Source organism: Nostoc sp. NOS(2021) (assembly GCF_017115025.1).
Taxonomy (GTDB): domain Bacteria; phylum Cyanobacteriota; class Cyanobacteriia; order Cyanobacteriales; family Nostocaceae; genus Nostoc.
This window is the reverse complement of sequence record NZ_JABXKM010000310.1, coordinates 1-10,471: the sequence shown is the minus strand read 5'-3', so window position 1 is coordinate 10,471 and position 10,471 is coordinate 1. Positions and strand designations below refer to the sequence as shown.

Below are 10,471 nucleotides of genomic sequence, written 5' to 3'. Positions count from 1 at the left end.
GCTTTGGCGGGGTGGGGTTCTTCGGGTTTAATAAGCAATCAACCGGATATGATATCACTCCCGAACCCGGAGGGCTTCTCGTCAGACATCGCTCGTCAAATTGTGGTAGAAAAATATGCTGGAGCGATCGCAATTAACCCAACCTCACGCAAGGGAACTGAGTTTGTAATTACCCTCCCCGTGAAAACCAACCATTGAATCTGCGATCGCCAACTCGCAAAACATTTAAAATTTTAGATTTTCCAGTGGCTAAATCAAGAGACTTGACCTTGCCCTCTAGTCCACAAGAGAGTAAAATATCGCGCTGCCAGTCAAAAGCAATATCATAGATTCCTGCCATTCGACTACTCCAATCGCTAACAGTAATAACCTCACTAGAAGAAGCAATGATGGGGAGTGGTAATTTGCTCTTTATCTGATTGCATTAGTGGCTAAAGTCACCCATTCAGGTGAAGGCATACAGACATTAAATATCTATTATGAAGTAAGATTAAGCAACTATGAAGCTAATTATGCGTCTAGTTGTTAGTTTACTAATAAAGATTTAATCGAAAAATTTTAACAACTCCGTATTCCTGCACTTGCCCTCTAATATTTATGTCCGCTCAATTAAGCATAATTCCCCGGAACCCCAACCCCTCCCCGCTTGCTCTTAGGGGAGCTAAAGCGGTGCTCTGGCTGGGGTACTTTACTATGGGCAATTCGATGGACATGATCATATAACTACAGGCTACTTACATAAAGCAAGATTCATAGGCTTCTAGATATGGCTACGCACATAGAAATTCCTGTTATAGGCAAAATTAAGTATCCATTCCGCTGGCTGATGGGGCTGATAGCAGGGGGTGCTTTAGTTGTGGGTACAGTAACAACCTACACCTTGGTAAATCAAGGGACAAACAAAGAAGACATTGCTCAACTAACTGTCCCAGTTGCAGCGCAAAATGTCACGTTGCGGATTACAGCTAGTGGCAAAGTCGTGCCAGTTCAGAGCGTAAATATTAGTCCGAAGAACCCCGGAGTGCTGTCGCAATTATATGTGGAACAAGGCGATCGCATTCAACAAGGGCAAATTCTCGCCCGCATGGATAGTGCCAGCATTGAAGCCCAAAGGAGCCAGTACCGTGCTAACTTAGCCCAAAGTCAAGCACAACTAGCCGAAGCTGTTGCTGGTAGTCGTCCTCAAGAAATCGCTCAAGCAAAGGCGCGGTTAGCACAAGCTCAAGCCCAGTTTGCCGCAGCCCGTGCTGGTAATCGTCCCCAAGAAATTGCTCAATCTCAATCTCAAGTGGATGCGGCTCAAGCAAAGGTGAATTACGCCAGTCAACAGGTAAAGCGTTACCAATACCTATATAAAGAGGGAGCAGAGACAAAACAATTACTCGATCAAGCTATCAGCGACGACAAAAGTGCTAGAGCCAATTTAGAAGAAGCTAAAAAACGCTTTTCATTAGTCCAAAGTGGCACTCGGACTGAGGAAATTGACCAACGCCAAGCGGCTGTGAATGAAGCACGGGCAGCATTAGTTCTGTTGGAAGATGGCACCCGTTCTGAGGAAATTGTCCAGCGTCAAGCCGGTGTTGCCTCTGCTGAGGCTCAATTGAAAGGTGTGCAAGTGCAGTTGGAAGATACAATTATTCGCGCTCCTCTTTCGGGAATTGTGACGCAAAAGTATGCCGAACCAGGCGCGTTTGTCACACCTACAACTTCTGCTTCTACTAGTGCGTCGGCAACTTCCAGTTCAATTGTGGCTGTAGCACGCGGTTTAGAAATATTAGCTCAAGTTCCCGAAGCCGATCTTAGCAGAATAAAACCGGGACAGCAGGTGGAAATTGTCGCCGATGCCTATCCCGATCAAGTTTTTAAAGCTCATGTGCGCCTAATTGCTCCCGAAGCAGTGGTGGAACAAGGTGTAACATCCTTCCAGGTGCGGATTGCTCTCGATACTGGCACAGATAAACTGCGTTCTGGCTTAAATGTCGATCTGACTTTTTTAGGCGATCGCGTCAATAATGCCTTAGTATTACCAACGGTGTCAATCGTCACCGAAAAGGGTAAAACTGGCGTACTTGTACCAGATGCAAACAATAAACCCCAATTCCGCGAAGTTACAATTGGGGCGCAAATTCAAGAGCAAACTCAGATTTTAGAGGGAGTTAAAGAAGGCGATCGCGTTTTTGTAAACCCACCCAAAGACTACAAAATCGAAAAGGCAAAAGAACAAAAGAATAAATGAACCCAAATTGCATAGGTAGTATTGTTTGAGATTCCACCGAACAGCCTTTTAATAAAGACTTTTAATCTAAAATCTAAAATTGGCATGAACTTTCTAGAAAGTGTCCAAATGGCGGGTAAAACCCTGCTGTCAAATAAGCTGCGTAGTGCCCTCACCATGCTGGGTATAGTTATTGGTAACGCCTCAGTTATTGGCATGATTGGTATTGGCGAAAGTGGTCAAAAGTACGTGAATAAACAGCTGGAGTCATTAGGTCCAAATGTGCTGTTTGTGATTCCAGGTAATCGAGAAACTCAGCGTATCTCCTTTGAAGTGCCAAAAACTCTGGTGTTGCAAGATGCGGATGCGATCGCCTCTCAGGTACCAACAGTAGTAGGAGTTGCTCCCGAATTAAACAGAAGACAGGTAGTTACATACCGCAACAGAAACACCGATGTCAACATCATTGGCACAACTCCCAGTTTCCTATCAGTGCGGGATTTTGAAACTGCTAAAGGTAGGTTTTTCTCTGAGGTAGACATCAAGCGAAGTAACCAAGTTGTTGTGCTAGGTGCAGACTTGGCAGAAAAACTATTCGGTAATAGTAACGCTGTCGGTCAGCAATTGCGACTTGGAAATACCAGCTTTCAAGTGATTGGGACATTAATAGCCAAAGGTTCTAGCGTCGGTGCAGATTATGATGAAGCTGCCTTAATACCGATTACGACCTCAGCAAACCGACTTGTGGGAAAGAATTCTCCCTATGGTATCGCCTTAGATTATCTTGTCGCTGCCGCTCGTGATTCAGAGAGCGTCGATGCAGCAGAATTTCAAATTACTAATTTGTTGCGTCTACGGCACAAAATCAATGGTGAAGATGACTTTACTCTTCGCTCTCAAAAGGATGCTTTGCAAACTGTCGGTCAAATTACAGGTGCATTGACAATTATGTTAGCAGCGATCGCGGGCATATCGTTGTTTGTTGGTGGCATTGGCATCATGAATATTATGCTAGTCTCCGTCACCGAACGCACCCAAGAAATCGGATTGAGAAAAGCGATCGGGGCAACTGAGCAAGATATTTTGCTACAGTTCATCATTGAGGCAGTGATAGTTTCCGCAGCTGGTGGTTTAGTTGGGACTGCGGTTGGTATCAGTGGCATTCTATTAGTGGGAGCCTTGACTCCTTTAGAAGCAAGTCTTTCTCCCGTAGCGATTACTATGGCAGTTAGTGTCTCTGCTGGTATTGGTTTATTCTTTGGCGTTGTTCCCGCACGTCGCGCTGCTAAACTTGACCCAATTGTGGCTCTTAGAAGTGCTTAGTTATGGGGATGGCGAAACTTAATCTTCCTGATTAGGTTGAGGTAATGCGTTACCCAACAACATGATCCATGTTGGGTTTCCTGACGTCAACTCAACTTACATTTAATGCACAAATTTAGGCTTGACACGGCACTAGATTTATGGAACAAGTGGATTATTGCAGCAGAGGAGTTGTGCTGTTACCGTTAGTTGACGCATTCGCAATTGCAGCTTGAGCAGGTTGAGTGGCAAGAACCGCTACAACTGGAGCAACTTTTGAACTAGATTGTTTACTTCTTTTTCGATTAGAGCCGCCAGCCTTGGAATACTCTATACTATTTCTGCCGTAGACAGTTGCAACTCCACTTAGCATTCGTTCAGATATTTCGGAGAGGGCTTTATCCATCTGGGTTATTGTTTTACGGGATTCTTCAAGATTGGACACAAGCGTATTATGAGCTTCTAACGTCGCACGGGTAGTGTTGACAAGGTAGTTGTAGGCTTCAATAGTTAATCCATGTCCTAAATCCAGATTTTCATCAATGGATTTAAGCAAGGCGAGACGAAGTTGGGCTTTGTCAACAGCAGCAGAACCACGAGTTCTTAAAGACATGAGATATCCTTTTTTTTTATAATTCCTTTTTCAATATAGTGGAGTATACTTTTGCCTGAGATGGGTAGTTTTGTGGATTTATTTCATTAAAAGTTCAACGAAATAATTACGAGTCTGTCTGTATTTTTACTCATTTTTCATATCGATTTTTTGTTTGAGAACAAGTGCAATCAGCAACAGCGAACGCTAAATCGATAAATGCGAACACTAAATCAACAAATGCGAACGCTAAATCGATAAATGCGAACGCTAAATCAACAAATGCGAACACTAAATCAACAAATGCGAACGCTAAATCAACAAATGCGAACGCTAAATCGATAAATGCGAATGCTAAATCAACAAATGCGAACGCTAAATCGACAAATGCGAACGCTAAATCGACAAATGCGAACGCTAAATCAACAAATGCGATCGCCAAAATAACATTAGAAAGGGGAGAACATCTAATTCCCTCCCCTTTCTAAGCTACGGTGTACACACAAGTCGAATTACCCCCCTTAATCCCCCCTTAGAAAGGGGGGAAACAGGAAATCTAGTTCCCTCCCCTTTATAAGGGGAGGGTTAGGGTGGGGTAACTTCCCTCAACCTACAAATAACTTCCCTAATCTTATCCACCACACCATCAATATCTTGATAAACTTCTTGATTCCTAAATCTCAAAATCCTCGTACCTTTTGATGACAAAAATGCTTGGCGATCGCGGTCATATTCTGGAACTCCATCTTGATAGTGACTATCACCATCAATTTCTATGGCAAGTCTCAATTCCGAAGAATAAAAATCCACTACAAATCTGTCAATACTGTATTGTCTGCGAAATTTACAGCTTTCAATTTGTTGATTTCTAAGTTTTGCCCAAACTATTTTTTCAGATGGGGGCATATTGTTTCTGAGAGTTTGCCGTTTTTGCTTTTCTGAGGTTTGGTTATACAGTTTTGTCATCAGCGTTTTCATATTCCTGGACTGTGCTTATTATTCCCAGGATTACCCCCCTTAATCCCCCCTTGGAAAGGGGGGAAATTGGAAAATCTAGTTCCCTCCCCTTTATAAGGGGAGGGTTAGGGAGGGGTAATTCAATAACTTGCGTGTACACCGTAGCCTTCCTGGACTGTGCTTATTATTCTCAGGATTACCCCCCTTAATCCCCCCGATATATTGAGGGGAGATTGGAAAATCTAGTTCCCTCCCCTTTACAAGGGGAGGGTTAGGGAGGGGTAATTCAATAACTTGCGTGTACACCGTAGCCTTTTTAAGGAGGATCTAAAACTTTTCATCCCCTAATTTTTCGGAAATTGAGGATAATGTTGTTGAAGCTTCATCAAGATGCGTCTAACTCACACCTGCTCATGAACGAACAGCGTTTACAGGCTTATAATCAGCTAATTCAAACCCTGCTAGATTGCCCTAGCAAAGAAGAACCGGAGATATTTGCAGCGAATACAGAATTGCTAGATGCTGACTTTGTGCAGGTTGTAGCAGCAGCAGAGCATTTTGCCCAGCAGGGAGAGGAAAATACTGCATCACCCGTTTATAGCGTTTCCTAATCATACAAGTTACATCAGAGCAAGCTCCTTGGTTGCGGGCTACCCAAATTTAACTGACTTAAAAAACCAGTTAAAAGCTTTACCACAGCTAGCACTAACATATACCCGCCTGCTGCGAAACTTAGAAGATTACCAAAATACAATCGCTATTAATGCCTATAATTATGAGGAAAGATTACAGAAAGTTCATGCTATAATAGGCGAGAATATCAGCTTTTTAGAAACCTTAAGTCAGAAGAATTGCCCTTTCTTCCAACAACAAATAAACGCCGATTTAGGTTATTTTCGTCATGGTTTGGAGTTATTGGGTAGAGCAATAGACTCAATTCGCGGCATCGTAGAAATAGAACAAGCCGAGCGCGTAGGCGTAGCCCGTCGTAGACATCGCTCTTTAGAAAATACCATCCAAGTACTAGGCATAGGCTTTGGTGGCGGTGCAATTATCTCCGGCGTAATCGTCCAAGATATCGACAAAATCAACCAACCTCTAACCGCGATATCTCCCAACAACCCACCACATCCCTTTTACGCCTCTTTGTTTTTGAGTATTGTTGTTACATTGTTGTTTATCGCCTTGGGTTGGTGGTGGATAAATAAAGGACAAGGGAGACAAGGAAGAAAAAATTAATAACTAATAACTAATAACCAAATCTTTATGGCAAAAACTATTTCAATTACCGATTCTCTAGTTGCTAATCCTATACCGAAACCAGCAATCATTCGACTAGAAAACATTTTCAAAATTTATGGTAGTAGCGAAACAGAAGTACGAGCGCTGAATGATGTCAACCTAATTGTGGAACAGGGTGAATATTGTGCAATCATGGGGCCTTCTGGTTCAGGTAAATCCACAGCCATGAATATTATCGGCTGTTTAGACCGTCCTACTTCTGGACATTATTACTTAGATAATCTCGATGTAGCCCAAATGGACGATCGCTCATTGGCACACATCCGTAACAAAAAGCTGGGGTTTGTCTTCCAACAATTCCACCTATTACCCCAACTAACAGCATTAGAAAATGTCATGCTGCCGATGGTGTATGCTGATGTGAATCCCAAAGAAAGAAGCGATCGCGCCACAGTTGCACTGACGCGAGTCGGTTTAGCAAATCGCCTCAACAACAAACCAACTCAACTATCTGGTGGACAACAACAACGAGTAGCGATCGCCCGTGCGATCGTTAATCGTCCCGTAGTACTCCTAGCCGATGAACCCACAGGCGCACTTGATTCGCACACAACCCAAGAAGTCTTAGATATTTTTGGCGAACTAAATGCCAGTGGAATCACCGTTGTCATGGTAACTCATGAACCAGAAGTTGCTCGTCAAACCCAGCGCATCGTTTGGTTCCGTGATGGTGAAGTAGTACACTCCAACCTCACTCCAGGCGACTTGAATCAGCTTGCTGTGTAGCCGCAACTTCTAGTGATTGAGAAAAACAGAGGTAATGGATGTAGATTTAGTCCGCGTAGGCGGACTTTGTTTGTGTAGCCGCGACTTCTAGTCGCCAGGGCTGATTACAAACTCGGCGTTTTGCCCGTTTCTGCTTGCGTTGCGATCGGCTTGACATCGGTGTAACCCATTTCACCAGATATTGTCCGAAACACCGAAATTTGCTCCTCAAAATCTAGTCCTTCAATCTGGGAAACCAGATCATTAATCGCCTTAGTTGCCTGGTAGCTAGCTGGTAAGTCAACCACCGTATCTCCCATAGCTACTGCCCAAGCATACCAAACTAACAGCTGGTTGTTTTCTTTTATCGCTCCATAGGCACGGGAATATTCGGTATCTTTGCGGTTAACTATATCCCGCATAATATCTAGTTGCTGCTCATCTGATAATTCAAAATAATCTCCTAGCAGAATTGGTGCTAATTCTGGTTCGGCCGCAGCTGGAGCCGCTGGCGTGATCGAATCACCCATTTTTTCATAAACAAAATAGAACCAGGCTAATTTGGCATCGGTATCTAAATCGTTAAACGCGTCCACCAATTTTTGAGTTTCATTGCTCTGGGCTTGAGAAATAGTTTTATCGTAACTTGCAGTCATAATTTTGTCTCCAAGGAAATTTAACAGGCCAAACTAAGTGTTACCAGAATTTGAGAATCAGATTCTACTACCGATAGAAAGAGTTAAATTAATTGGAAATTGTAGCTTTAATCTACCTTTTAATAGAGGTAAAAGTCTCTCCCAAGGAAGCAAGAAAACAGCACATTACTTTGCTACAATCCCCCTAGTAATAAAAAATTTACCTAAGGTTTTAGTGATGCCGGATGAAGTAAAGCCCAATTTAAATGAAGCTTCCACCCAGGATGCACAATTAGCTGCCGAAAGCATAGCTAGTGGTCAAGAAAAAGCGCCAACGGTGGATTTTGATGCTGATTATGCAACTGCACAACAATTCAGCGTTAGTGAAGTTGATCGCACAGGTGAAGGGGGGGCAGCAGCCGAAGCAGCTACTGCACCTAAATATAAAACCTCTAAATCAGAAGAGACAAAAACCCAAACCCAGTCAACTGGTAATCCTGATGATTATGTAGAGTTAGCAAAGGAAGTTGGGAATACTCAGACTGAGGGTGTAACTAATGTCAGTGATGATCTAGTCAAACAAGCTTTGGAAAAGGGTGAACGGAAAAATTAAGTTTTCCCCAACAATTAATAGTTAATAGTTAAAATTTTAACTATTAACTATTAACTATTAATTAACTACTACCATTCATCACTTCTAGTAGTTCACTAGGTTGCTGAATTAAATAATCTGGATTTTGCTTGGCTAGTGCTTCCGGTGAGTTAAAGCCCCAAGTCACTGCAATCACTTGGATATTTGCTTTCTTTGATGCTTCTATATCTCTGGTTTCATCTCCGACATAAATAACTTCTTGAGGCTGGAGTTGCTTTTGCCTCAATACGTTATTGATTATGGTTGTTTTGCCAAAAATTGTAATTCCTGAGTAGATAAAATCAAATAGATGATTTAAATCATTGATTGTCAGAAATTGCGTAACATTTTCTTTAGAATTAGAAGTGATAATGCCCAGCTTATATCCTTGAGCTTGGAGTTCCATTAATGCTTCTTTAATTCCCGGAATTGGCTTTAATTCTGGAATTTTGTTTTTTAATTCTCCTTTAACTTTTTTAACTAGAAAAGGTATCTTAAATAGAGAAACTCCTGAGTACTTAATAATTTCCCTAGATGTGAAGTTTTTAAGGAGGGCTAATTGCTCTGGGCTTATTTGTCTATAACCAAAGTCTACAGCTAGACGATTAGCAATACTGACAAGGGCATCTACTGTATCAGCAATTGTGCCATCAAAATCAAAAATAATTACTTTCGGGGTCATTCTTTCGCCTGGATGCGTCAAGATTAGCTAGGGCGTTGCGTCGTAACATTTCTGGCTTAATCCGCCGCAAGGCAGATGCTGGAAATCGTTTATCCCACTCCTGATCTGAGATTTGGGCTAATTCTAGCAGTTGGGGAGCAATATTCGCAGGATAAGGCTGAAACTCTGCAATATCAGTTGTGCTGGCAAAACGTTGATTCCAAGGACAAACATCCTGGCAAATATCACAACCAGCAACCCAGCCTTGCAAATGGGGTGTGATTGTCTCTGGCAATTCCTCTGCCCGATTTTCAATCGTATGATAAGCAATGCAGCGATTAGCATCCACGATAAAAGGCTGAGTAATTGCACCTGTAGGACAAGCCTGAAGACAACGAGTACAGCTACCGCAGTGTTCTGTATGCGGGCGATCGCTCTCTAATTGCAAATTTGTCAACACTTCTCCTAAAAATACCCAAGAGCCATATTCTCGTGTAATCACATTACCATTCTTGGCAATCCAACCAATTCCGGCAAGTTGAGCCAACACTTTATCTGGCACCGGGCCAGTGTCTGCATAATAACGAGTTTGTACGCCTTCATCAAGTGATTCTAGCCATGTAGATAGCTGCTTGAGTTTTTTATGCATCACTTTGTGATAATCCCTTCCCCAACCATAGCGGGAAATTTTGGCGTATTCCTCTCCTTCGGGACGTTGATGGGGTGTGTAGTAATTTAGCGCCACACACACTAGCGATCGCGCTTCAGGCATCACTAAGCTGATATCCTGGCGCTTTGGATTAGCCATCCATTCCATATCGGCGTGATAACCCAGTTCAATCCATGCTTGTAACCTCTGCGCTTCTGTGGCATCTACCCTATCTACAGCAGCAATTCCAACTTTGTGAAAGCCCAACTCCCTGGCTTTTTCTTTCACTACACTGCTGCTTGTTACGGAATACTGATTCATTTTTTTATCTGGATTTTGCCTACCTAAAGGCGTTTTAATTGTACATTACGTAGTCAATACCTTTGATTAAGATTTGTTGCTTCTCATCCATATAAATTTTATTTATAGCCCAATGCGCTAGATCGGCCAGCTTAATTCCCTCCTTTTTAAGGAGGATTAGGGAAGATCAAGTCTTAACTCAGACGTATTGATTTATAGCCGGGAAACTAATTCTTTAGAAGATGCTAATTCCGGTTTGTCTAATTACAGCGGATTTAAATTTGGTGAAGTACACAACCTAAGTCTCCAAGCCAGATTTACTTCTGAATTCTGCTGTAAAACTTCCATCGTGAGGAAGATTTACCAATATGTAGCAATCTATCTCCACAGCAGCTTTCTTTTTAGCTATTTTTGTATTGAAATTAATATTTAGCTAGGATAATACAGATATAGCAACGGACAAGAAGGTTAGGACATTAACTGATGATAAAACCTATATACAAACAGACTTTCAACCCAGTC

The 10,471-nt window shown here is 42.3% G+C and carries 12 protein-coding genes and 1 pseudogene; 7 read left to right on the top strand and 6 right to left on the bottom strand.

Going from position 1 to position 10,471, the window contains the following annotated elements; all coding sequences use genetic code 11:
* A pseudogene (locus tag HWQ41_RS30235) lies at positions 1–198 on the top strand (hypothetical protein); the annotation flags it as partial.
* Here the strand turns inward: HWQ41_RS30235 and HWQ41_RS30230 are convergent.
* Entirely contained in the window at positions 170–340 is a 171-nt protein-coding gene (locus HWQ41_RS30230; protein WP_292771236.1) for a hypothetical protein, read from the bottom strand. The pseudogene HWQ41_RS30235 and the gene HWQ41_RS30230 sit on opposite strands and share 29 nt — an antisense overlap.
* Positions 341–766: 426 nt before the next feature.
* Here HWQ41_RS30230 and HWQ41_RS30225 point away from each other — a divergent pair, with 426 nt between their 5' ends.
* Both HWQ41_RS30225 and HWQ41_RS30220 read left to right on the top strand, forming a co-directional pair.
* A complete protein-coding gene (locus HWQ41_RS30225) occupies positions 767–2,236 on the top strand; it encodes an efflux RND transporter periplasmic adaptor subunit (protein ID WP_292771233.1) in 1,470 nt (489 codons plus the stop codon).
* A gap of 84 nt (positions 2,237–2,320) precedes the next feature.
* Positions 2,321–3,538 carry an ABC transporter permease gene (locus HWQ41_RS30220; protein ID WP_292771231.1) on the top strand — a complete coding sequence of 406 codons (1,218 nt, stop codon included), beginning with the start codon at positions 2,321–2,323 and terminating at the stop codon, positions 3,536–3,538.
* A 154-nt stretch (positions 3,539–3,692) separates the two neighbouring features.
* Here the strand turns inward: HWQ41_RS30220 and HWQ41_RS30215 are convergent, their stop codons facing one another.
* A complete protein-coding gene (locus HWQ41_RS30215; protein WP_292771229.1) occupies positions 3,693–4,130 on the bottom strand; it encodes a hypothetical protein in 438 nt (145 codons plus the stop codon).
* A 564-nt stretch (positions 4,131–4,694) separates the two neighbouring features.
* Entirely contained in the window at positions 4,695–5,075 is a 381-nt protein-coding gene (locus tag HWQ41_RS30210; RefSeq protein ID WP_292771226.1) for an endonuclease domain-containing protein, read from the bottom strand.
* Positions 5,076–5,479: 404 nt separating this feature from the next.
* On the opposite strand from HWQ41_RS30210, the gene HWQ41_RS30205 reads away from it, so the two are divergent.
* From HWQ41_RS30205 to HWQ41_RS30195, 3 genes are read left to right on the top strand one after another with little or no spacing between them, the layout of a single operon-like run.
* Entirely contained in the window at positions 5,480–5,677 is a 198-nt protein-coding gene (locus HWQ41_RS30205) for a hypothetical protein (RefSeq protein WP_292771224.1), read from the top strand.
* Positions 5,678–5,705: 28 nt separating this feature from the next.
* On the top strand, positions 5,706–6,305 hold the full coding sequence (locus HWQ41_RS30200; protein WP_292771222.1) for a hypothetical protein: 600 nt from the start codon (positions 5,706–5,708) through the stop codon (positions 6,303–6,305).
* Positions 6,306–6,332: 27 nt separating this feature from the next.
* On the top strand, positions 6,333–7,094 hold the full coding sequence (locus tag HWQ41_RS30195) for an ABC transporter ATP-binding protein (RefSeq protein ID WP_292771219.1): 762 nt from the start codon (positions 6,333–6,335) through the stop codon (positions 7,092–7,094).
* A 104-nt stretch (positions 7,095–7,198) separates the two neighbouring features.
* Here the strand turns inward: HWQ41_RS30195 and HWQ41_RS30190 are convergent, their stop codons facing one another.
* Entirely contained in the window at positions 7,199–7,729 is a 531-nt protein-coding gene (locus HWQ41_RS30190; RefSeq protein ID WP_292771217.1) for an orange carotenoid protein N-terminal domain-containing protein, read from the bottom strand.
* Positions 7,730–7,946: 217 nt separating this feature from the next.
* Between HWQ41_RS30190 and HWQ41_RS30185 the strand changes: the two genes are divergently transcribed.
* Complete coding sequence (locus tag HWQ41_RS30185; RefSeq protein WP_292771214.1) at positions 7,947–8,321, top strand: hypothetical protein; 375 nt, start codon at positions 7,947–7,949, stop codon at positions 8,319–8,321.
* Between the two features lie 61 nt (positions 8,322–8,382).
* On the opposite strand, the gene HWQ41_RS30180 is transcribed toward HWQ41_RS30185, so the two are convergent.
* Both HWQ41_RS30180 and queG read right to left on the bottom strand, forming a co-directional pair.
* On the bottom strand, positions 8,383–9,021 hold the full coding sequence (locus HWQ41_RS30180) for an HAD-IA family hydrolase (protein WP_292771212.1): 639 nt from the start codon (positions 9,019–9,021) through the stop codon (positions 8,383–8,385).
* Positions 8,996–9,970, bottom strand: coding sequence for a tRNA epoxyqueuosine(34) reductase QueG (queG, locus tag HWQ41_RS30175; RefSeq protein WP_292771210.1), 975 nt, complete (start codon positions 9,968–9,970; stop codon positions 8,996–8,998). The genes HWQ41_RS30180 and queG overlap by 26 nt, the downstream gene beginning before the upstream one ends.
* Positions 9,971–10,471: the final 501 nt, after the last annotated feature.

Coding starts and splice junctions, on each gene's coding strand:
- HWQ41_RS30215 (WP_292771229.1), bottom strand. CDS start 4,130: ATGTCTTTAAGAACTCGTGGTTCTGCTGCTGTTGACAAAGCCCAACTT.
- HWQ41_RS30205 (WP_292771224.1), top strand. CDS start 5,480: ATGAACGAACAGCGTTTACAGGCTTATAATCAGCTAATTCAAACCCTG.
- HWQ41_RS30210 (WP_292771226.1), bottom strand. CDS start 5,075: ATGACAAAACTGTATAACCAAACCTCAGAAAAGCAAAAACGGCAAACT.
- queG (WP_292771210.1), bottom strand. CDS start 9,970: ATGAATCAGTATTCCGTAACAAGCAGCAGTGTAGTGAAAGAAAAAGCC.
- HWQ41_RS30220 (WP_292771231.1), top strand. CDS start 2,321: ATGAACTTTCTAGAAAGTGTCCAAATGGCGGGTAAAACCCTGCTGTCA.
- HWQ41_RS30195 (WP_292771219.1), top strand. CDS start 6,333: ATGGCAAAAACTATTTCAATTACCGATTCTCTAGTTGCTAATCCTATA.
- HWQ41_RS30230 (WP_292771236.1), bottom strand. CDS start 340: ATGGCAGGAATCTATGATATTGCTTTTGACTGGCAGCGCGATATTTTA.
- HWQ41_RS30185 (WP_292771214.1), top strand. CDS start 7,947: ATGCCGGATGAAGTAAAGCCCAATTTAAATGAAGCTTCCACCCAGGAT.
- HWQ41_RS30190 (WP_292771217.1), bottom strand. CDS start 7,729: ATGACTGCAAGTTACGATAAAACTATTTCTCAAGCCCAGAGCAATGAA.
- HWQ41_RS30225 (WP_292771233.1), top strand. CDS start 767: ATGGCTACGCACATAGAAATTCCTGTTATAGGCAAAATTAAGTATCCA.
- HWQ41_RS30180 (WP_292771212.1), bottom strand. CDS start 9,021: ATGACCCCGAAAGTAATTATTTTTGATTTTGATGGCACAATTGCTGAT.